This is a genomic window from Bartonella sp. AP30XZML (assembly GCF_042195945.1).
Taxonomy (GTDB): Bacteria; Pseudomonadota; Alphaproteobacteria; order Rhizobiales; family Rhizobiaceae; genus Bartonella.
In genome coordinates this window covers 12716-33880 of the sequence record NZ_JBHIPJ010000027.1, presented here as the reverse complement: position 1 = coordinate 33880, position 21165 = coordinate 12716, and the positions used below count along the sequence as shown (strand labels likewise).

Below are 21165 nucleotides of genomic sequence, written 5' to 3'. Positions count from 1 at the left end.
CAAAATAAGCTAATAAGAGTTTATTTTTCTTTTCATTTTTTATAAAAACTTATGTCACAACAGAAAGATTTTTTAATAAGCTTTTTTCAATTTATACGAAATAAAAATATTGGGTATTTCTGTAAATTCTAAAAGCTATGAAGAGTTCTTATTTTATAGGATAACGAGAAAGAAAATCGATAACGCCTTTTTTATAAACTTTATCGCCTACAGCAAACATATGATCTCGATCAGGAATTGATAAAGCTTTACCACAAGGCAACAAGGCTGCCAATGGCTCTGCATCACCGCCAATTTCATCTAATGAACCAACGGCAACAAGTGCTGGTTGTTTGATTTTGTAAACTTCAGACACCGTTAACTCCTGTTTTGATGTAATGATACAAGCAGCAAGAGCACGCCTATCGCTTTTCGTTTGATCTGCAAATTTACGGAACATTAAACCGCGCGTATTGGTAATAGTGGAAATATCTTCTGTTAAAAGGGCCTCAGCAACAGGCTCCCAATTTCCTGCTCCCGTCACCATACCAATACCTAAACCACCAAAAATAACACTGTGTACATATGTTGGATGCAAAAGAGCCATGAAAGCACTAATACGAGCCCCCATAGAATATCCCATAACATGGGCTTTAGATAACTCTAAATGCTGCAGTAACTTTACTGCGTCGCCAGCCATAGCTTGAGGTGTATAAAAGACAGGATCATAACTTTTAACTGAATCTCCGTGACCGCGATTATCAAGAGCAATAACACGATATCCTGCTTCAGTGAGAATACGAAACCAACCCGTTGCATACCAATTCACCCGTGCAGAAGATCCAAAACCATGGATCAACAAAATAGGCGCGCCCTGCCCTTCTTCTCGATAAGCAAATCGCAAACCATTATATTCAAAAAAACGAATATCTTCAGCGGTCATTTTTTATTGCACTTTCCACAAAGTACAGGATGAATAACACGTTGTCCTTTTTGTATCTTTTTTTTAGAAACTTCACCAGCGTTAATTTCAAGTGCAAAAGCTGCAGGAACTTCTGATGAAATGGTATTTGTTGAAAGTGGAGAAGTATTTTCAATAATCGATACAATAATTCCCTCAGAGTTTAAGAAAATCATATCTAAAGGTAAAGGCGTATTTGCCATCCACATAAAAATTTTCTGCTCATCTCCCGATCGAGAACTTTTTAGCTGCTTAAAGAGCATTGCACGATCGCGTGGAAAATCAGTTCGATACATTAAACCAGCTGCTGCTTGAGATGGCGTAAAAGCAATCTCTACCTTATAAAAAACCGAACCTTGCTTTGTATGTATTTCTAAAGGAATTGGATGCACAGGAATCTCTATGGGCTCCTTTGCTACAACAACACGCATATCTAACATAAAAAGCATCACCAATAAAACAATATGCCCCTTTTTAAAAGGCTTTAACATTCTTGTCTCCACCACAGAAAAATTTTAAATTTTGTTTCTAAATAAAAGGTACCAGAGTTTAAAAGTCAAAAAAAGAGGATTGCTTCCTTGTTATTTTCTAGTTTCTTTCAACGTAATATGCGAAATTTTCTTCATTTGGTTTATGGATTCACGAGAGCCATATTTTCTTTAAAAATCTACCTCTATAGCAATTTACGGAACAACAATCTTTAAAAATATAGAAAACATACTGATTTCACTCGTGAAATTCAATGCGTAGCTAAAGGAATGCCTATGTCCGGATAAATCTCTGCTGTCATTAAACCTTTTTCTCCTTTACCAAAACGTACAAGAACAACTTGGCCAGAACGAAGCTCTGCTAAACCAAAACGGCGCAATGTTTCCATATGAATAAAAATATCTTCTGTTCCTTGCCCACGGCTAAGAAAACCGTATCCTTTGTCACGATTAAACCATTTAACAATTGCTCGTTCTAGTCCACTTTCTGGAGTAACAACAACATGGGTACGGGCAGGAACTTCTGATGGATGAATTGCTGAAGAACAATCTATGGATTTCACCTGAACACACTTTAACCCTCGTTCAGTTTTTTCCACAGCACAAATGACTTTAGCTCCCTCTAAAGCTGTTTGAAAACCATCCCTTCGCATTACCGTAACATGCAATAATATATCGGGAAAATGAGGTAAATCAGGTACAATAAATCCATACCCCTTACTACCATCAAACCACTTAATGACACCACTGATTTCGATAATCTCCCCACAAGCACCTATACTATCCTCAGATGGGGAACAACCCTTTAATGCATCCTTACTCGTCATAATAACGTGATCCTGTAGCTTATAAATTGTACGATATTGATTCTCTAAGTTTAAGTAAACATTGCTCTTGTATCAACACGCAAGCCCCAAGATAAGATTTCCCCACATTGTCGTATCTTCTATGTTAATGTCAGAGAATATCAACATGAATATTTATAAAACTATTTGATTGTACACTTAACATACCTTACAAGGGGTGCCCTACAAAAGAGGTCATATAAAAGTTTTTTTACATAATGATATTTTGATTAATGTGTAACTTGCATGATGAAGAAGTTCAATATAAGGTGAAAAAACGACAATTCAATTAAGGAAAATGCGCAATGCAATTGAAGAAAATCCTTACGATAATCGCAGCATTTATGGCATTTACAGCAAATGTTTATGCGAGTGAACCTATTAAGATTGGTGTTTATCTTCCATTAAGTGGTCAAAATGCATTTGGAGGTCAGCTTGAAATTAGAGGTATAGAATTAGCCCATAAAAAAGTTCCAGAAATTTTAGGACGTAAAGTGGAACTTGTTATTATTGATAACAAATCTGATAAAGTAGAAGCGGCTAATGCTGTTATGCGTTTAACAGCAAGTGAAAAAGTGAGTGGAATCATTGGTAGCTATGGTTCTTCACTCTCGTTAGCAGGTGGTGAAATATCTGAAAAGGCAAAAACTCCAACCATTGCAACGTCCTCAACAAGTCCCCTTGTTACACAGGGTAAAAAATATTACTTTCGTGCTTGCTTTATTGATTCCTATCAAGGAGTAGGAATCGCAACTTATGTAAGCCAAACTTTACACGCAAAAAAGGCTGCTATCCTTAAAGATATTTCAAGCGATTATGCTATTGGTCTTGCAAGTTATTTTACGCGTGCTTTCAAAAAATTAGGTGGTGAAGTTATCTCAAATTTAAATTATAATTCTGGAGATCAGGACTTTTCAGCTGTTCTCACGCAAATTATCGCCCAGAAACCTGATATCTTATTCATTCCATCTTACTTTTCTGAAGGTGCTATCATCATGAAACAAGCACGAGAATTAGGGGCGAAGTTTCAAATTATGGGTGGAGATGCTATGGATAATCCAGAAACCATTACGATTGCAGGAAAAGCTGCAGAAGGTTTCTTACATACGACACTTCCCTATAGTGAGTATATGCCAAATATGTCAGTAGCTGCGCAAGAATTCACAAAAGAATGGAAAAAAGCTTACCCGGACAAAGAGCCAAATATCAATTCTGTTTTGGGATACACGAGTTATATGATGTTTATGAAGGCTATTGAAAATGCTGGTAGCACTGATCGTGAAAAAATTACTATCGCACTTAGCAAATTAAAAGATTTTCCTACCCCCTTTGGGGATATGTCAATGGATGAAAATCATAACCCTAAAATTCCTATTGGTATCATTAAAATACAGGATGGAAAACGTGTTTATTTAGAAGAAGTTAAACCTGCTTTTTAATTAAAAAGTTTTATTTACTAAAATGCAAGAATTGGTTGAGGATTTTTTTTCTCAACCAAAAACTTAGAAATTTCTTATTATCCTATGTAAATTAACAAATGTGGAAGGATGAGAGATGAGCACTGAAATGTTCATCCAGTACTTTTTTAATGCACTGGCATTGGGATCTCTTTATGGGCTTATTGCTATTGGCTACACCATGGTCTACGGTATACTGAGACTCATTAATTTTGCTCACGGTGATATCTTTATGCTGGGAGCATATTTTGTTTTCTTTTCCACAATTGGCTTTATGCCTGCTTGGGCAGCTTTTCTTCTTTTGTTTTTTGCTGCTCTTGTTTATTATTCGGTCTTTATAGGCTTTAAAAGGCGTCCTCCAATTTATTGGATTGCTGCTTTTTTAATTCTTGCGCTAGGATTTGTTTATTATTTTAAAATTTCCCCGCAAGACTTTACACCGATTTGGGTTTTAGCTCTTTGTTTTTCCATTTTTATTACAAGTGCTGTGGGTGTTGCTGTTGATCAATTTGCTTATAAACCTCTACGCCATGCTCCGCGTATTTCGGCACTTATCGGTGCAATTGGTGTTTCTTTTTTTATTGAAAATCTTGCTACTGTACTCTTTAGTGGTGTTCCGAAAGGTGTACAACAGCCAGACTTTCTTGTAACACCATTTTTATGGCATCTAGGATCAGGAGCAGATGGTATCATCAGAATTGCTCCCATGTCTCTGATCGTTCCCTTTGTGTCATTAATTCTTATTTTATTACTATTATGGATTATCCATAAAACAAAACCGGGTCTTGCTATGCGCGCAATCTCCCATGATATTGAAACAACACGTTTGATGGGTGTGTCTGTCAATAAAGTTATTGCGTTTACATTTGGAATAGGCTCAGCTCTTGCCGCCATAGCAGGCATTATGTGGTCTTTACGTTATCCTCAAATTCAGCCTTATATGGGTGTTCTTCCTGGTCTCAAAGCATTTATTGCTGCTGTTATCGGAGGTATTGGTTCGATACCAGGAGCAATGTTGGGAGGATTGTTATTAGGGTTTATTGAAATTATGATTATCGCATTTTCCCCCGCGCTATCTGGATATCGAGATGCCTTCGCTTTCATTTTATTGATTCTGATTCTATTGATATTGCCCACAGGATTAATGGGTAAAAGAAATCAGGAGAAAATCTAATGGCAAAGTCAGCGACAACTGTTTTATCGTGTATAAGTGTTTTAGTTCTCATAGGTTTTTTATTTTATGCTGATAGCCATTTTAATGACTATACGCTTCGTATCATCAATCTGATTGCTATTAATGCGATATTGGCAATTTCGCTTAATTTGATTTACGGTTTCACAGGTATGTTTTCTCTTGGACATGCTGGATTTATGGCTATTGGTGCTTATGTTTGCGCAATTTTACTTCTTTCCCCTGAACAAAAAGAAATGATGTGGATTCTTGAGCCTATTGCTGAACCATTATATCATTTGCAGTTACCTTTTTTTATCGCTGTTGTCGTAAGTGGTTTGTGTGCTGCTGTTGTAGGTTTATTAATTGCTTTACCAATATTGCGTCTTGGTGGCGATTATCTTGGAATTGCAACATTAGGTTTTGCGGAAATTATTCGCATTGTCATTACGAACGCAACATCGCTCACAAATGGCTCTTTGGGAATCAAAGGAATACCTCAAAATGCAACATTATGGTGGAACTATGGTTGGCTAGCATTTACAGTTCTCTTTATTGTCCTCTTACTGCAAAGTAATACTGGTAACGTATTACGTGCTATTCGTGATGATGAAATAGCTGCGAAAACTATGGGAATTAATGCTTTTTTCTACCGTAGTTTTTCCTTTACTGTTGGAGCATTTTTTGCAGGTATAGGTGGCGCATTAATGGCGGCTCTTATTTCAACCATTGATCCAAAAATGTTTAATTTTCTTCTGACTTTTAATATTTTAATGATTGTTGTTGCTGGTGGTCTCGGTTCAATTACAGGGAGCATTATTGGCAGCATTATTATTACAGTCATGCTTGAATGGCTTCGTATTATTGAAAGTCCATTTGACTTAGGTTTTATACATATTCCAGAAACCCCAGGGCTTCGTATGGTTGTTTTTTCTCTTTTATTGCTGGTAATTATCTTGTTTTGGAGAAAAGGGTTAATGGGACAACGAGAATTTTCATGGAATGGAATTTATAGCTTTTTGACACGCAAAAAGCTTTCTAATACTGAGGGAAAGCTATGAACGACAATATCCTTTCACTCAATAATATTGTAATGCGTTTTGGCGGATTAGTTGCTGTAAATAATGTTAATATGGCAATTAAACGAGGAAGTATTACTGGATTAATTGGTCCCAATGGTGCTGGAAAAACAACAGTTTTCAATATGATTTCTGGATTTTATGCTCCTACAAGCGGCATCATTCTTTTTGATGAGAAAAAAATTTCTGGAGCGTCTCCTTATATTATCTGTAGAAGCCATATTGCCAGAACATTTCAAAATATTCGTCTTTTCTCAGGGTTAACGGTTTTGCAGAATGTTATGGTAGGAGCGCATGTTCGACAAAAATATCCTTGGTTTTCTTCAGCTCTCTTTTTTTCAAAAGCAATAAAAGAAAAGAAGGAAGTTTATAAAAATTCCTTGGAGCTCCTTGAACAGCTACAACTTGATCATCTTGCCAATCAATCGGCAACAGCTTTACCTTATGGTGTGCAACGACGTCTAGAAATTGCACGTGCGTTAGCCACAAAGCCCAAATTGCTTCTTCTTGATGAACCTGTTGCTGGCATGAATCCACAAGAAAGTGAAGATCTTAGAAAATTCATAGCAAAAGTGCAAAAAGACTTTGATCTTACAATTCTTCTTATTGAGCACGATATGAAAGTGGTTATGGGGCTTTGCCAACATATTTTGGTTATGGAATATGGCTGTTGCATTGCCAGTGGTACACCAGATGAAATTCGTAATAACCCTAAAGTTATTGAAGCTTATCTTGGCGGAGATGTTTATGGATATTCTTAAAATAAAAAATCTTTACGTTCATTATGGCGCCATTAAAGCTGTCCAAAATCTTTCTATGTCCATAAAGCGGGGCAGTATTGTCACTTTAATTGGAGCCAATGGTGCAGGAAAAAGCAGTATTGTACGTTCTATTACAGGGCTTAATCGCTCTGTTTATGGAGAAATTACCTATAATGGCAAATCTATTATTAAAAAATCACCAGAAGAGATTTTGCGATTAGGGATTGCTCTAAGCCCTGAAGGACGACGTATCATGCCCCATCTCACTGTTTTAGAGAATCTTCATCTAGGCGCTTATATTCGTCACGATAAGCAGGGAATTTCCCGTGATATTGAATGGATATTTGACCTTTTTCCGCGCCTACGTGAAAGAACAAAACAGTTGGGAGGAACAATGTCAGGTGGTGAACAACAGATGGTTGCTGTGGGCCGTGCACTCATGAGCAATCCTGATATGGTCATATTAGATGAACCCTCGTTGGGGTTAGCACCACTTCTCGTTCGAGAAATTTTTTCGATTATTCGAAAAATTAATGATATGGGGAAAACTGTTCTTCTTATTGAACAAAATGCATTTGCTGCACTTTCCATAGCTGACTATGCTTATATTTTAGAGGTAGGACATATTTTATTTCACGGTGAAGGAAAAACTATGCTCTCTGATTCGCGTGTTAAAGAAGCCTATCTTGGTGGGTAAGACTACGAATTAAGGAAATAGAGCTCATCCCTCCACCATTTAAAAAAGCATTTCTCATTAAGTATGAGAAATGCTCCTTTGTGAATTTTGACTATTACATCCACCATTTTTCTGCACTGAATATTCCTGCTTCTTGTTCAATAATGTGCGCTATCTGAAAAATGACTTCTTCAGAAAAAGGTTTACCAATCAATTGCAATCCTAGAGGTAAACCATTTGATGACAGACCAGCAGGAACAGAAATTCCTGGTAATCCAGCCATATTAACTGGTACAGTAAAAATATCATTAAGATACATTGCTACAGCATCATTTTTTATTTTTTCATCAGCAATACCAAAAGCAGATGTTGGTGTTGCTGGTGTCAAAATAGCATCAATGCCTGAAGCAAAACATTGATCAAAATCACGTTTTACGAGTGTTCTTACTTTTTGAGCTCTTAAATAACAGGCATCATAATAACCTGATGAAAGAACATAAGTCCCAACCAGAATGCGCCGTTTGACTTCATCACCAAAACCAACAGAACGCGTATTTTCATACATCTCAATGATGTCTTTCCCAGGCATGCGCAAACCAAAACGCACACCATCATAACGCGCTAAATTAGAAGAGGCTTCTGCAGGAGCTATAATGTAATAAGAAGGTAGAGCATATTTTGTATGGGGCAAAGAAATATCTTTAATCTCAGCACCTGCTTCTTTTAACCAATTTATTCCTTTTTGCCAAAGCTCAATAATTTCTGGAGACATTCCATCCACATGATATTCTTTTGGAATACCGATTTTCATTCCTTTGATTGATTGACCAAGATAACTTTCATAATCAGGAACTGGTAAATTGACGGAAGTAGAATCTTTTTCATCAAAAGAGGCCATTGATCTGAGTAAGATAGCACAATCACGAACATCTCTAGCAACAGGTCCAGCTTGATCAAGAGATGAAGCAAACGCGACAACGCCCCATCGCGAACAACGTCCATAAGTTGGCTTTATTCCTACAGTTCCAGTAAAAGCTGCTGGTTGACGTATTGAGCCACCTGTATCGGTTGCAGTTGCACCAGCACAAATTTGTGCAGCAACAGCGGCTGCGGATCCCCCCGAAGAACCACCGGGTACGAGTTTTTCATTTGAGCCTTTTTTTCTCCATGGACTAATAACGGGACCATAATATGATGTTTCGTTGGATGAGCCCATAGCAAACTCATCCATATTAAGTTTTCCTAACATCACAGCACCATCTTGCCATAAATTAGCCGTGACAGTTGATTCATAGTGCGGTTTAAAACCATCAAGGATATTTGAACAGGCTTGAGTATGAACACCATAGGTTGCAAAAAGATCTTTAATCCCCAAGGGAATTCCTTCCAAAAGCCCTCCTTGCCCTTTCGCTAAGCGACTGTCTGATTCAGCAGCCATTTTCATTGCCTGTTCTGCTGTTATTGTTACATAAGCATTCAAAGTTGGATTCGCCAACTCTATTGCTTGTAAATAAGCTTCCGTTAATTCTATTGCTTTGAGATTTTTCTTTGTTAGAGCATCACGAGCTTGCGCAATTGTGAGAGTTGTTAAATCAGTCATATTGGTTCTCAAATTTCAAAAATATAAAAAGTTACTCAACAATTTTTGAGACAAGAAAAAAATTTTCTTCTGTAACAGGGGCATTGGCTACAATATCTGCTGCTTTATCGCCATCTGTCACACTATCTTCACGCATTCGTAGTGTCATCGGCATCACAGATGTTAATGGCTCAACTCCACTGACATCAACTTCATTCAATTGCTCTACAAAACCTAAAATAGCATTGAATTTTTTTGTCACAGGTTCTATCTCATCATCGTGGAGGGCAATCCTTGCTAAATGTGCTATCCGCTTGACTGTCTCTTGATCAACAGACATACTCTTTACGCCTTTCTGCTTTTTTGTTTATTTATTGATCTTTATTCTGGCTATACAAGGCTGCACTTGTAAGTGCAAGAATATTAGATAACATGAATAAAGAATATAACTATAGATCTGAAACATTAAAAAACGTATTATACCTTTATGACTGTTATTAATATAGATGAAGTTATAAAACATCTTTTGCCTAGACAAACAATAGCAGGCTTAGATTTAGGGACAAAAACTATCGGAATTGCGATTTCTGATATGGGGCTGACTGTCTCAAATCCGCGTCCTGTACTACAGCGAAAAAAATTTACAGAAGATGCTTACACACTTATTAAAATTTTTGACCGTGAAAATGTAGGCGTTATTATCATTGGCTTACCTCTTAACATGAATGGAAGCAGTGGCTCTCGTGTTCAAGCAACCAGAGCTTTTGTGAGCAATATGAAAGCTTATACAAAAATTCCATTTGTTTTTTGGGACGAACGTTTATCAACAATTGCTGCGGAACGGTCTCTTTTAGAAATGAATGTATCGCGCGCTAAAAGAGCAAGCCGTATTGATTCGGCAGCCGCCGCTTTTATATTGCAAGGTGCTCTCAATAGAATTCAAAACTTTCATCATATGGAAGGATAGAGGACATTGAGCAAATGCCCTGCATTATATCGTGCAATGAGCATCCCGTAAGAAGATCTCCATTGTCCCCCAAGGCGGCTTTCCATATAGGCATTCGCAACATGTTCTATGTCTGTAGAACGTAATGCTGCTGCTGCTGCTGCATAAGCTACTTGTTCAACAAAAAATCTTCCTGCACCTTCATTTGCTGATGCCATATCACCTGCTGACTTAATAATTTCAATTGCTCGGGGTCCCGCTGGTCCAATATCAAGAGCAATTTTTTCCAACAATTTCTGAAACAATCCCGGTGCTTTTTCAGCAATAAGAATGGCATCCTTTACCAATTGATTAGCAGAACTATTTCTCACAATTCGCGCAGGCCCATTATGCAACATTTGTGATAATGGATTATTCTCTATAAAACTTTCAATACCAAGTTGTGCAATAATTTCACCAATAATAGGCACAACCAATTGACTTACATGATAAGCAATAATAGGTGTCATAATGCGGGCAAAAGCTGCTTCAGAACGATCATTTGCTGCATTGTCAAATGCTCTCGCTAAACGCAAAACCAATGCTTGTGAGGCAGCTATATCTAATGCAATATCTGCAAAAATACGTTCTGTCAGTGGAGGTAAAGGCTGATTGGGCATTTTTTTCCGGAAAAAATCCATACCAAATTGAAGAGCCGCTCGTAAAACACCTGCCGATATGACAGATTGATCGAAACGCATCATCGTCTCGATATCTTTAATAACTTTAAGCCCTTCTCCAGCATTTCCCAAAAGCCAGCCATAACTGCCTTGGAAGTCGACAACCCCCTCTGGTGTTAACAGTTCTCCAGAACGCTGAATTAAATGACGAATCGATATAGATCCATTTAATGCGCCATTTTCTTGTATGCGTGGAATAAAAAAACAACTTAAATGACCATCTAAATCTGCACTAACAAGATATCCGTCAGCGGTAGGATTAATAACGTTGGTTTTTACAACATTTAAACGATATAGATCACGTTCCATACTTTCATCGAAAGAAATTTTCTTAACACTTGGAAAATTGAAAGCGTATTTTTCAATATCGTCAAATGCACAAGTTAGAGAAGCTGCCTTTTTATGATGAATAGGCTTTGATGAGGAATCATATTGGCGTGATAAAAGTACATTTTGCCATTTTTTGAAGAGCTCAATATCACTAATTAAAACAGCAATAGCTGCACTCGTTATGATAACTTCATTCAAATGTCCTGTTTCTAAACCAGCAGATAAAGCTAAACGAATCGCACGTGCTTGATAGCGTACTCCATTTTCTGAGCTCGTATTTTCCCAAAGCGAGGTAACCAAACCTGCTTGTCTAGAATATTGTTGAAGAGCTTGATAGGAAGAATGGATCTCTAATCTTTCTGTTGGTTGCCCCCATTCATCATTATAGCATAGTAAAGGCTTATAATGATTCGCTAAGCAAGAAAGTTTCCATGCTTCTCGACTCGCGGCAAAATCCCCTATTTCTTCAAAACTTGCTAACAAAAACTTAGGCAAAGTAGAAGCAATACGAAACATAAGCGTATCGCTAAGAAATGTATTTTTTCGACGAGTATTTTGCGCAGATACAGCACTCATAGGTATATTCCTACATTCAAATCATTCATATCATAGACTATTTGTCTTTTTAGAGTTAAGAAACATTTATCATATTCAAACAAATGCTTGTTTAACCTGTTTAGAGAGAGATAAAGAAGAATGCTATGATGCAAAATAAATTTTTTCCACTTTTCCCTCATCAACATCTTTTAGCTATTAAAGATCTGAGTGTACAAGATCTTAATACATTGCTTGATCGTGCAGAAGCAAATGTTATCCTTTCTAACAAAATTGATAAAATAAAATCTACTTTGCATGGACGGACTCAAATTAATCTCTTTTTTGAAGCCTCTACGCGAACACAATCTTCTTTTGAATTAGCGGGTAAAAGGCTAGGTGCACACGTGATGAGTCTTGCGATCGGCAACTCATCTGTAAAAAAGGGAGAAACATTACTTGATACTGCTACAACTCTCAATGCGATGAAGCCAGATATACTGATTTTTCGCCATAACAGTGCAGGAGCGGCAGCTTTATTAGCGCAAAAAGTTGATTGTTGTGTTATTAATGCAGGTGATGGTGCCCACGAACATCCAACCCAAGCTTTATTAGATGCTCTAACCATTAAAAAGGCAAAAGGTCGTATTGAAGGATTAACTGTTGCGATTTGCGGAGATATCTTACACTCACGTGTTGCCCGTTCCAATATCCTGTGTCTCAATGCTTTGGGTGCTCGTGTTCGTGCTGTTGCTCCCTCAACACTCTTACCCGCAGAAATCGCTCATATGAGTGTTGAGGTTTTTAACACGATGAAAGAAGGTCTTAAAAATGCTGACGTTATCATGATGTTGCGCTTACAGCATGAACGGATGACAGGCTCTTTTATTCCTTCTACGCGTGAATATTTCCATTATTTTGGCTTACATAAAGAAAATTTAGCCTATGCCAAAAATGATTCTATTATTCTGCACCCTGGCCCAATAAACCGTGGTGTAGAGATTGCATCCGATATAGCAGATGGACCACAAAGTATGATTCATACGCAAGTAGAAATGGGAATTGCAGTGCGTATGGCTGTCATGGAGGCTCTATTAGATTCACGCGCAAAGATCAGTGGAGAAAAAAAATGATAAAACCAGTTGTTTTTCAAAATGCTCGTATTATTGATCCTTCGCGCGCAATCGATGAAATTGGTACAGTTATTGTTGAAAATGGACGAATTATAGCCGCTGGAAAAGAAGCTCTGAATCAGGGATTCCCTGAAGAAGCAGAAGTTATTAACGCACAAAACAAAGCAATTCTCCCTGGACTCGTTGATGCGCGCGTTTTTGTTGAAGAATTAGGGAATGAACATTGTGAAACAATTACATCAGCAAGTTACGCGGCCGCAGCAGGTGGTATTACTTCCTTTCTTATGATGCCAAACACGCATCCAGTTATTGATAATGTAGCACTCGTTAAATTTATTACGCATACAGCACAGGAAATGTCATTGGTCAATATTTATCCCGTTGCTTCAATCACACAAGGTTTCAACGGACAAGAAATAACCGAATTTGGTTTGCTCAAAGATGCTGGAGCCGTTGCCTTTAGTGAAGGAAAAAAAACACTTCAAAATTCATCTGTTATGCGGCGTGCAATGACTTATGCACGTGATTTTGATGTTCCATTGATACATGAAACGCAAGATAAAGATCTTACAGGGCAAGGTGTGATGAATGAAGGACTGCTTGCCAGTTGGCTTGGTCTTTCTGGCATCCCTCGCGAAGCAGAAGTTATCCCTCTTGAAAGAGATCTGCGATTAGCAGTATTAACGCAAACACGCTATCATGCTGCTCAAATATCGACAGCACTCTCTGCTGATGCACTTCGTTTAGGTAAAAAACGCAGTGAGAAAATTTCAGCGGGTGTATCTATTAATCATTTATCTTTCAATGAAAATGACATTGGTGAATATCGCACCTCTTTTCGCTTAATGCCCCCATTGCGTACAGAAGAAGACCGTATAGCAATGATTGAAGCAATAAAGGATGGGATTATAGATGTTATTGTCTCTTCTCATGATCCTCAGAGTATCGACACAAAACATTTACCATTTAATGACGCGGCAGTTGGCGCTATTGGTATGGAGACCTTATTGAGCGCAGCCTTACGCCTTTATCATAATGAGAGCCTATCTCTTCTACGGATAACGGAACTTTTGTCAACGGCGCCTGCAAAGCTCTTTGGACTCAATGCAGGAACACTCAAAAAAGGGGCTCATGCAAACCTTATTGTGGTTGATCTTGAAGAACCATGGGTTGTTTCGAAAGAGAAGCTCTATTCACGTTCAAAAAATACCCCTTTTGAGAATGCACGTTTTCAAGGACGCGTGCTCCAGACCTTTGTGAAAGGGAAAAACGTTTTTAAACTTGATCAACAAATTTAATGAGATTCTTAATGAATGAAGCAGAAATATTTTTTCAATCCACTCCATGGTTTATTTTCCTCATATCTTATCTCATTGGCTCGATTCCATTTGGTCTTCTTTTAACGAAATTGTTCAAAATTGGTGATATAAGAACAATCGGTTCCGGCAATATTGGAGCAACAAATGTTTTACGAACAGGAAATAAAAAGCTTGCTGCTCTAACACTTCTTTGTGATATGTTGAAAGGAACTATCGTTGTTTTCGTTATAAAGTTTTTTAGTGATCCGCTAGACAATAGTATCCTTGTTTCTCTAGCAGGCTTTTTTGTTTTCTTAGGACATCTTTTCCCCGTATGGCTTAAATTTAAAGGTGGCAAAGGTGTTGCTACCTATCTAGGAGTCTGCTTAGGAATCTATTGGCCTGCAGCAATTATTTTTATTATTGTATGGATAACGATTTTTCTCCTCATGCGTTATTCTTCATTATCTGCGCTTATTGCTGTTACGATCACACCGATATTTGTTTTTTATTTTTCCGCTTCTTATTTCTATTGTATGCTGATTGTGATGAGCGTATTTGTGTTTATAAAACATTCTGCAAATATCGGTAGATTATTAATTGGGGAAGAAAGTAAGATTGGCACGCAACACGGAGATAAATAAAGGAATCCTGCTTACTGATCGTCAACGTCTAAGCTGGTTACGGTTATTGCGTAGTGAAAATATTGGAGCTGTTAGTTTTCGCAATCTCATTGATCATTATAAAACAGCAGAAAAAGCTCTGGCAGCACTGCCAGAGCTTAGTAGAAAAGGTGGTGGTTCTGCATCTATTAAAATAGCAAGCTTAGAAGATGCAGAAAAAGAAATACAAAAAGCTAAAAAATTAGGTGTCCGGTTTATCGGTATGGGAGAACCAGATTATCCAGCTTTTCTTAAGATTACAGAAGCCCCTCCGCCGCTTATTGCTATCAAAGGTAATGTTTCAATTTTTCAAAAAACTTCTATTGGAATTATAGGTTCTCGAAATGCTTCAGCTGCTGGAAAAAAGCTTACGGCTCAATTTGCACGTTTTCTCGGAGAAGCAGACTTTGTAACAATTTCTGGGCTCGCTCGTGGAATTGATAGCGTTGCGCATCAAGCAAGTTTAAAAACAGGAACTGTTGCAGTCATGGCTGGAGGAATTGATCATATCTATCCTCCTGAAAATAAAAAGTTGCATGAAGATATTATTGCCAACGGTGGAGCCATCATCAGCGAAATGCCCATTTCTTGGAAGCCGCGTGCTATCGATTTTCCAAGAAGAAACCGTATTATTGCAGCTCTATCACTTGGTCTCTTGGTTGTAGAAGCAGCCCTGCGCTCAGGGTCCTTAATTACCGCACGTCAAGCAGCTGAAATGGGACGGTTAATTTTTGCCATTCCCGGTTCTCCACTTGATCCAAGATCTGTTGGTACAAACAATCTTATCAAAGACGGTGCTCTACTCACCACACATCCTTCTGACATTATAGAAACACTTACGCCATTAATTTTACCGCTTCCAAATTCGCAACTCAATTTTTTTGAGGAACCATCCTCTTTACAACTTGAAAAGGAGAATTTTAATTTAGCAGATGAAAAAAACAGCAGCCTCTCTTTAGCAGATGATGATGATACAGCACGTGCAGCAGTTTTCTCCGCTCTTTCAACAACGCCAATCGACTTAGACACACTCAGTATCCACTCCGGTGTTTCACTCCCAACTCTCTACCTCTTGTTGGTAGAACTCGAGCTTGCTGGAAAGCTTATTCGACACTCTGGTGGTTGTGTGTCATTGTCGAATCTTGATCTTCCCCAAGAGCCTCAGCACTATTAATAATGCTTTGCCCTTCTTTGGCAACCATATCCAAAAGCAATGCTAAAAGCGGACTGTGCGCCTGACGCGCCATCTGATTCATTTGCTTTGACATGTCTGTAATATATTGGATAACTTTTAAATGATTTATAAACATAATCCTCTATCCTTGAGCATTTCCCCTCCTACCTCTCAATAGACGTTATCTTAGTATTTCGCCGTATGTTTTTGTAATAACAGTGGAAAATAAATCGTGTAATTCTATATAGGGTGTACTCTAATAATGACAATCATAAGTTGTACAATATTCATGTTTTTTATATGGCTAATATTTTTTTATGTGCTCTTAAGCAATTGGCATTAGCTATTCGCGTAAAAGGCGTTTATAAAAAAATTTTTATTTCAATATTTGGGTAAAATTATGAATATCGTTATCGTTGAATCTCCAGCAAAAGCAAAAACAATTAATAAATATCTTGGGTCTCAATACAAAGTTGTCGCATCATTTGGACATGTTCGTGATTTGCCTGCAAAAGATGGTTCTGTTTTACCGGATCAAGATTTTTCTATGAAATGGGATATAGATTCTGCTGCCGCTAAACGTTTAAATGAAATAGCAAAAGCCGTTAAAGAAGCTGATAGCCTTATATTAGCAACAGACCCTGATCGTGAAGGGGAAGCTATTTCATGGCATATTCTGGATGTTCTCCGTCAAAAAAAAGTTTTAAAAGATAAACCTATTAAAAGAGTTGTCTTCAATGCCATCACCAAAAAGTCTGTGCTTGATGCTATGAACAATCCACGTGATATTGATACATCACTTGTAGATGCTTATCTTGCACGTCGCGCTCTTGATTATCTCGTTGGTTTTACACTTTCACCTGTTTTATGGCGTAAACTCCCTGGTGCGCGTTCAGCAGGACGCGTTCAATCGGTTGCTTTGCGTATTATTTGTGATCGTGAATCAGAAATAGAACATTTTATCAAAGAAGATTATTGGTCCATTACAACACAGTTAAAAACCATCCGAAATGATAGTTTCCAAGCAAGATTGACAATGTTTAATCAAAGAAAAATAGGCAAGCTTGATATTCAATCTCAAGAACAAGCAGACCAAATTCGCTTTATGTTGGAGCAAGCCCAATACCATACACTCAGTGTTGAAGCAAAACCTACAAAGAGAAATCCTTTTCCTCCATTTACAACCTCCACACTACAACAAGCAGCTTCTTCAAAATTAGGATTTTCAGCTTCTCGCACTATGCAAATTGCCCAAAAACTTTATGAAGGCATTGAAATTAATGGTGAAACGGCAGGGCTTATTACTTATATGCGTACCGATGGTGTGCAGATAGCACCTGAGGCTATTGATTCAGCAAGAAAAGTTATTCATGAAACTTTCGGAAAAGACTATATTCCTGAAAAGCCACGTTTTTATTCAACAAAGGCAAAAAATGCACAGGAAGCACACGAAGCGATCCGTCCAACAGATTTTCAACGCAATCCTAGTCAAGTCCGTAATTTTCTCGATAGCGATCAAGCAAAGCTCTATGAGCTGATATGGAAGCGTGCTATTGCCAGCCAAATGCGCTCTGCTGAAATTGAACGTACAACTGTTGAAATTGAAGCACAGACAGGAGAAAACTGTGCAAATCTACGGGCAACAGGATCTGTTATTCGCTTTGATGGCTTTATTTCCGTCTACACGGATCAACGAGACGAAGAAAATAATGAAGAAAATGAAACAACACGTTTACCACAAATAAACACTGGTGAAGCACTTACAAAAGAAAAAGTTGAATCTGTACAACATACCACAGAGCCCCCTGCTCGTTATTCTGAAGCTTCATTAATTAAAAAGCTTGAGGAGTTAGGAATTGGTCGTCCTTCAACTTATGCATCCACATTGGCGACATTGTGTGACCGTGGATATATTGTCATTGATAAACGAAAGCTTATTCCCGATGCCAAGGGACGTATTGTTACAGCCTTTCTTGAAAATTTTTTTAATCGCTATGTAGAATATGGTTTCACAGCAGATCTTGAAGAAAAGCTGGATCTTATCTCTGATGGCAAACTTTCTTGGAAAGACGTATTGCGAGATTTTTGGGATGGATTTAATGCATCTATTATCAATATCCAAGAACTCCGTATAACTAATGTTCTTGATGCTTTAAATGTAACATTAGCACCTCTCGCCTTTCCTGAACGCGAAGATGGAAGTGATGTACGTTCCTGTCCTCTTTGTAAAAATGGTCAATTATCATTAAAACTTGGGCGTTATGGTGCTTTTGTTGGCTGTTCCAATTATCCCGAATGTAAATACACACGCCAACTTGGTACAGATACTGGAGAAGAGAATGAAGCTGTACGCAATGATGAACCTGTTATACTTGGTATTGCCCCTGAAACAGGAAAAGAGATCTCTCTTCGTAATGGCCGGTTTGGTCCCTATATTCAACTTGGTGAAAGCAAAGAAGTTAAGCGTGCAGGATTACCAAAAGAATGGCAGGCAGAAAATGTAACCCTTGATAAAGCCTTGGCTTTACTATCCCTTCCCCGTGAAATTGGCATTCATCCTGAAACTGGAAAAACAATCACGGCTACGATTGGACGATATGGTCCCTATCTTAGCCATAACGGAAAATCTGCGCGCCTTCTTCATGCAGATGAAGTTTTTGATATTGGTATCAATCGCGCTGTTACAGTATTAGCAGAACAACAAGAAAACAAAACCAGGCAAAGCAGAACAACACCTGAAGCATTGGCAACATTAGGAGAGCATCCCGAAGGAGGAACCATTACCGTGCGCAACGGGCGTTATGGTCCTTATGTCAATTGGGGTAAAATTAATGCAACATTGCCAAAAGATAAAGATCCCATTAGTGTAACTCTTCCAGAGGCACTAGAACTTATATCGGCTAAAGCATCGAGTAAAAAAACAACTTCAAAAAGAGCTTCTTCTAAAACAAAAGCAAAAATAAAAGAGACATAAATTTTGGCTAAAGGTGAAAAAAACATAAAATATCTCTCTTCATTCAAGGGGAAAACTTTTCCCAATAAGGAAGCAATCCTTTCCTTTATAATTGAGAATCCTAACCACTCAAGTAAACGAGAAATCGCTAAAGCTTTTAACTTAAAAGGCGATTCTCGTATCTGGCTTAGAGATATGTTACGTGAGTTAAAGGATCAAAATCTCATATCTAAACACCACAAAAGAGCAATAAACAAAGGAAAATTACCCCCTGTTACTTTAGTGAAAATTAGTGGACGTGATAAAGATGGAAGTTTTATTGCACAACCTCTTGAATGGGAAGATTCTCCAAAGCCCAATATTGAAATACACTCTTTTCATCACATAAAAGGAAGTAATATTGGTGTTGGAGATCATATTCTTGTAAAAGTTTTTCGAAATAAAAATTCTGAAAGCTCAAGTCATCCTTATACGGGACGAATTATTCGTAAAATTGACGTATCTCCCAAAAGCGCATTTGCTATTGTACGAAAATTGGAAAATAATCAATGGCGCCTTGATCCTATAGACCGCAAAACCAATGAACTCATTGTTGAAATGTCTCCAGAAATGAAGATTCAAATTGGTGATCTCGTTGAAGTCGAAATAAAAAAAAATACTGGTTACGGATTAAAGAGCGCAAAAATAAAGAATGTTTTAGGGCACATTAAGAGTGAGAAAACACTCTCAATGATAGCGCTTCTTTCGAAAGGAATTCCTTATATTTTTCCTGAAAGTGTTCTTGAGCAAGCCAAACATATCAAAGCTGCCAATATGGATAATCGTGAAGATTGGCAACAATTACCCTTTATTACAATTGATCCACCAGATGCAAAAGACCATGATGATGCAATTTATGCAACCAAGGATAAGGATCCAGCAAATAATGATGGTTGGATTATTATTGTAGCCATTGCAGATGTTTCTTATTATATCAAAACAGGAAGCGCTTTAGATAAAGAAGCATTGAAACGTGGAAATTCTGTTTATTTTCCCGATACCGTTGTGCCAATGTTACCTGAACGCCTTTCTCATGATTTATGTTCTCTGCGTGAAGGAAAAGAAAGACCAGCTTTAGCCGTTCGTATGATTTTTGATGCAAACGGTAATAAACGAAAACATAGTTTTCATCGTACTATGATTCGTGTAAGAGCCAAACTTTCTTATCAAGAAGTACAATTGGCAATTGAAGGTAATATAAATGAAAAAATAGCTCCTCTTTTTGAGAGCATTTTGCACCCCTTATGGGAAGTCTATGCATGCCTTAAAGCTGCGCGAAATCGTCGCCAACCACTAGAATTAGAAATTGCAGAAAAAAAGATTATTCTTGATCAAAATGGATGCATAAAAGATGTTGTGAGTGAAACACAATTAGAAGCGCATCGTTTAATTGAAGAGTTTATGATACAAGCCAATATTGCAGCTTCTGAAACATTAAAACAACATCACCAGCCGCTCATTTATCGTATTCATGAAAAACCTTCTCTTGCTAAGCAAGAAATACTTCGGAGCTTTCTTCAAAGTTTGGGGATACCACTCTCCCGCGGAAGCGAACTTACCTCAGCGCGCCTTAATAGAATTTTAGAAAAGGTCGCTCATACTCAACAACAAGAACTAGTCAATCAAGTTATTTTGCGTTCACAATCACAAGCAGAGTACAACCCTAAAAATAGTGGCCATTTTGGTTTGAATTTGCAGAACTATACACATTTTACATCACCAATCCGTCGTTATGCTGATCTCATTATTCATCGAGCACTCATTAAAGCTCTCAAATTAGGAAATGATCAATTAACAGATACACAAGAACAAAATCTTGCAGAAATTGCTACGCAAGTTTCTTTATACGAACGCCGTGCAATGATGGCTGAAAGAGAAACGATAGATCGGCTTGTTGCTCACTATTTAACGAATAAAATCGGTCGTATTTTTACAGGCCGCATTTCCGGAGTTACAAAAGCAGGTCTTTTTATCTCACTTGATAAACTCAATACAGATGGTTTTGTCCATATTTCTACACTTAAAAATGATTATTATCATTTTGATGAAGCACAACATGTTCTTGTAGGACAGCGTAGCCATAAAGGCTATCAGCTCAGTGATGTTGTAGAAGTAAAACTTATAACGGTACAACCTTTTGCTGGCGCTTTATGCTTTGAACTGTTAACAAAACCTCGTCCAATAAAATTTTCACCGACATCCTACCATAAAAACAAATTAAAAAAACAAAAGTATACTCTTTATGGGAAAAGAAAAAATTAAGCTTCTTGCCCTCAATTAAATAGAATATGAATAATAAATTCAATTTAAGAAATGACTTATATTATATAATATTTATATTATTTTATATATACAATATTCTTTCTCTAGTATACAAGAGG

19 protein-coding genes are annotated in these 21165 nt (G+C 37.6%); 12 read left to right on the top strand and 7 right to left on the bottom strand.

The genetic code is table 11. The annotated features are described in order from the left end of the window. Positions 1 to 148: 148 nt before the first annotated feature. The 3 genes from ACFIL2_RS01635 to ACFIL2_RS01625 form a co-directional block, all read right to left on the bottom strand. The gene (locus ACFIL2_RS01635; protein WP_375634114.1) at positions 149 to 922 is read right to left on the bottom strand and encodes an alpha/beta fold hydrolase; all 774 of its coding nucleotides are present in this window, start codon (positions 920 to 922) and stop codon (positions 149 to 151) included. Next, positions 919 to 1431 (bottom strand): DUF192 domain-containing protein, encoded by a 513-nt coding sequence (locus ACFIL2_RS01630; RefSeq protein WP_375634116.1) that lies wholly within the window; start codon positions 1429 to 1431, stop codon positions 919 to 921. Before ACFIL2_RS01630 ends, ACFIL2_RS01635 begins: the two co-directional genes overlap by 4 nt. Positions 1432 to 1679: 248 nt before the next feature. Next, entirely contained in the window at positions 1680 to 2255 is a 576-nt protein-coding gene (locus tag ACFIL2_RS01625) for a cold-shock protein (RefSeq protein ID WP_375634118.1), read from the bottom strand. 323 nt (positions 2256 to 2578) lie between these two features. Here ACFIL2_RS01625 and ACFIL2_RS01620 point away from each other — a divergent pair, with 323 nt between their 5' ends. The 5 genes from ACFIL2_RS01620 to ACFIL2_RS01600 all read left to right on the top strand — a co-directional run bounded on the left by ACFIL2_RS01620 (position 2579) and on the right by ACFIL2_RS01600 (position 7438). Continuing rightward, positions 2579 to 3712 carry an ABC transporter substrate-binding protein gene (locus ACFIL2_RS01620; protein WP_375634120.1) on the top strand — a complete coding sequence of 378 codons (1134 nt, stop codon included), beginning with the start codon at positions 2579 to 2581 and terminating at the stop codon, positions 3710 to 3712. Positions 3713 to 3827: 115 nt separating this feature from the next. Continuing rightward, positions 3828 to 4904: a branched-chain amino acid ABC transporter permease gene (locus tag ACFIL2_RS01615; protein ID WP_375680293.1), complete on the top strand. Its 1077-nt coding sequence runs from the start codon at positions 3828 to 3830 to the stop codon at positions 4902 to 4904. Next, positions 4904 to 5962 (top strand): branched-chain amino acid ABC transporter permease, encoded by a 1059-nt coding sequence (locus ACFIL2_RS01610; RefSeq protein ID WP_375613416.1) that lies wholly within the window; start codon positions 4904 to 4906, stop codon positions 5960 to 5962. The genes ACFIL2_RS01615 and ACFIL2_RS01610 overlap by 1 nt, the downstream gene beginning before the upstream one ends. Beyond that, complete coding sequence (locus ACFIL2_RS01605) at positions 5959 to 6741, top strand: ABC transporter ATP-binding protein (RefSeq protein WP_375611930.1); 783 nt, start codon at positions 5959 to 5961, stop codon at positions 6739 to 6741. Before ACFIL2_RS01610 ends, ACFIL2_RS01605 begins: the two co-directional genes overlap by 4 nt. Continuing rightward, the gene (locus tag ACFIL2_RS01600) at positions 6728 to 7438 is read left to right on the top strand and encodes an ABC transporter ATP-binding protein (RefSeq protein WP_375639680.1); all 711 of its coding nucleotides are present in this window, start codon (positions 6728 to 6730) and stop codon (positions 7436 to 7438) included. The genes ACFIL2_RS01605 and ACFIL2_RS01600 overlap by 14 nt, the downstream gene beginning before the upstream one ends. Before the next feature lie 94 nt (positions 7439 to 7532). Here the strand turns inward: ACFIL2_RS01600 and gatA are convergent, their stop codons facing one another. Both gatA and gatC read right to left on the bottom strand, forming a co-directional pair. Then, positions 7533 to 9017, bottom strand: a complete 1485-nt coding sequence (gene gatA / locus ACFIL2_RS01595; RefSeq protein WP_375639679.1) for an Asp-tRNA(Asn)/Glu-tRNA(Gln) amidotransferase subunit GatA — start codon at positions 9015 to 9017, stop codon at positions 7533 to 7535. A 31-nt stretch (positions 9018 to 9048) separates the two neighbouring features. Beyond that, positions 9049 to 9336: an Asp-tRNA(Asn)/Glu-tRNA(Gln) amidotransferase subunit GatC gene (gene gatC / locus ACFIL2_RS01590; protein ID WP_375606898.1), complete on the bottom strand. Its 288-nt coding sequence runs from the start codon at positions 9334 to 9336 to the stop codon at positions 9049 to 9051. Positions 9337 to 9483: 147 nt separating this feature from the next. Between gatC and ruvX the strand changes: the two genes are divergently transcribed. Continuing rightward, entirely contained in the window at positions 9484 to 9963 is a 480-nt protein-coding gene (ruvX, locus tag ACFIL2_RS01585) for a Holliday junction resolvase RuvX (protein WP_375611932.1), read from the top strand. Here the strand turns inward: ruvX and ACFIL2_RS01580 are convergent. Then, positions 9948 to 11567 carry an acyl-CoA dehydrogenase family protein gene (locus ACFIL2_RS01580; protein WP_375621277.1) on the bottom strand — a complete coding sequence of 540 codons (1620 nt, stop codon included), beginning with the start codon at positions 11565 to 11567 and terminating at the stop codon, positions 9948 to 9950. The genes ruvX and ACFIL2_RS01580 overlap by 16 nt on opposite strands. Positions 11568 to 11692: 125 nt before the next feature. Between ACFIL2_RS01580 and ACFIL2_RS01575 the strand changes: the two genes are divergently transcribed. The 4 genes from ACFIL2_RS01575 to dprA are packed head-to-tail and all read left to right on the top strand — an operon-like array spanning position 11693 to position 15792. Beyond that, positions 11693 to 12658: an aspartate carbamoyltransferase catalytic subunit gene (locus ACFIL2_RS01575; protein WP_375680292.1), complete on the top strand. Its 966-nt coding sequence runs from the start codon at positions 11693 to 11695 to the stop codon at positions 12656 to 12658. Next, positions 12655 to 13956, top strand: a complete 1302-nt coding sequence (locus ACFIL2_RS01570; protein ID WP_375639675.1) for a dihydroorotase — start codon at positions 12655 to 12657, stop codon at positions 13954 to 13956. Before ACFIL2_RS01575 ends, ACFIL2_RS01570 begins: the two co-directional genes overlap by 4 nt. Positions 13957 to 13967: 11 nt before the next feature. Beyond that, positions 13968 to 14600, top strand: coding sequence for a glycerol-3-phosphate 1-O-acyltransferase PlsY (gene plsY / locus ACFIL2_RS01565; protein ID WP_375634134.1), 633 nt, complete (start codon positions 13968 to 13970; stop codon positions 14598 to 14600). Beyond that, positions 14557 to 15792: a DNA-processing protein DprA gene (gene dprA / locus ACFIL2_RS01560; protein ID WP_375680291.1), complete on the top strand. Its 1236-nt coding sequence runs from the start codon at positions 14557 to 14559 to the stop codon at positions 15790 to 15792. Before plsY ends, dprA begins: the two co-directional genes overlap by 44 nt. On the opposite strand, the gene ACFIL2_RS01555 is transcribed toward dprA, so the two are convergent. Next, complete coding sequence (locus tag ACFIL2_RS01555) at positions 15722 to 15928, bottom strand: hypothetical protein (protein ID WP_005773510.1); 207 nt, start codon at positions 15926 to 15928, stop codon at positions 15722 to 15724. The genes dprA and ACFIL2_RS01555 overlap by 71 nt on opposite strands. A 264-nt stretch (positions 15929 to 16192) precedes the next feature. Here ACFIL2_RS01555 and topA point away from each other — a divergent pair, with 264 nt between their 5' ends. Further along, positions 16193 to 18766, top strand: a complete 2574-nt coding sequence (gene topA, locus ACFIL2_RS01550) for a type I DNA topoisomerase (RefSeq protein WP_375634137.1) — start codon at positions 16193 to 16195, stop codon at positions 18764 to 18766. Between the two features lie 3 nt (positions 18767 to 18769). Continuing rightward, positions 18770 to 21046, top strand: coding sequence for a ribonuclease R (gene rnr / locus ACFIL2_RS01545; RefSeq protein WP_375680290.1), 2277 nt, complete (start codon positions 18770 to 18772; stop codon positions 21044 to 21046). Positions 21047 to 21165 lie beyond the last annotated feature (119 nt).

Coding starts and splice junctions, on each gene's coding strand:
- gatC (WP_375606898.1), bottom strand. CDS start 9,336: ATGTCTGTTGATCAAGAGACAGTCAAGCGGATAGCACATTTAGCAAGG.
- ACFIL2_RS01630 (WP_375634116.1), bottom strand. CDS start 1,431: ATGTTAAAGCCTTTTAAAAAGGGGCATATTGTTTTATTGGTGATGCTT.
- ACFIL2_RS01615 (WP_375680293.1), top strand. CDS start 3,828: ATGAGCACTGAAATGTTCATCCAGTACTTTTTTAATGCACTGGCATTG.
- ACFIL2_RS01555 (WP_005773510.1), bottom strand. CDS start 15,928: ATGTTTATAAATCATTTAAAAGTTATCCAATATATTACAGACATGTCA.
- gatA (WP_375639679.1), bottom strand. CDS start 9,017: ATGACTGATTTAACAACTCTCACAATTGCGCAAGCTCGTGATGCTCTA.
- ruvX (WP_375611932.1), top strand. CDS start 9,484: ATGACTGTTATTAATATAGATGAAGTTATAAAACATCTTTTGCCTAGA.
- ACFIL2_RS01570 (WP_375639675.1), top strand. CDS start 12,655: ATGATAAAACCAGTTGTTTTTCAAAATGCTCGTATTATTGATCCTTCG.
- ACFIL2_RS01635 (WP_375634114.1), bottom strand. CDS start 922: ATGACCGCTGAAGATATTCGTTTTTTTGAATATAATGGTTTGCGATTT.
- ACFIL2_RS01625 (WP_375634118.1), bottom strand. CDS start 2,255: ATGACGAGTAAGGATGCATTAAAGGGTTGTTCCCCATCTGAGGATAGT.
- ACFIL2_RS01580 (WP_375621277.1), bottom strand. CDS start 11,567: ATGAGTGCTGTATCTGCGCAAAATACTCGTCGAAAAAATACATTTCTT.
- ACFIL2_RS01620 (WP_375634120.1), top strand. CDS start 2,579: ATGCAATTGAAGAAAATCCTTACGATAATCGCAGCATTTATGGCATTT.
- ACFIL2_RS01575 (WP_375680292.1), top strand. CDS start 11,693: ATGATGCAAAATAAATTTTTTCCACTTTTCCCTCATCAACATCTTTTA.
- topA (WP_375634137.1), top strand. CDS start 16,193: ATGAATATCGTTATCGTTGAATCTCCAGCAAAAGCAAAAACAATTAAT.
- ACFIL2_RS01600 (WP_375639680.1), top strand. CDS start 6,728: ATGGATATTCTTAAAATAAAAAATCTTTACGTTCATTATGGCGCCATT.
- ACFIL2_RS01610 (WP_375613416.1), top strand. CDS start 4,904: ATGGCAAAGTCAGCGACAACTGTTTTATCGTGTATAAGTGTTTTAGTT.
- plsY (WP_375634134.1), top strand. CDS start 13,968: ATGAATGAAGCAGAAATATTTTTTCAATCCACTCCATGGTTTATTTTC.
- ACFIL2_RS01605 (WP_375611930.1), top strand. CDS start 5,959: ATGAACGACAATATCCTTTCACTCAATAATATTGTAATGCGTTTTGGC.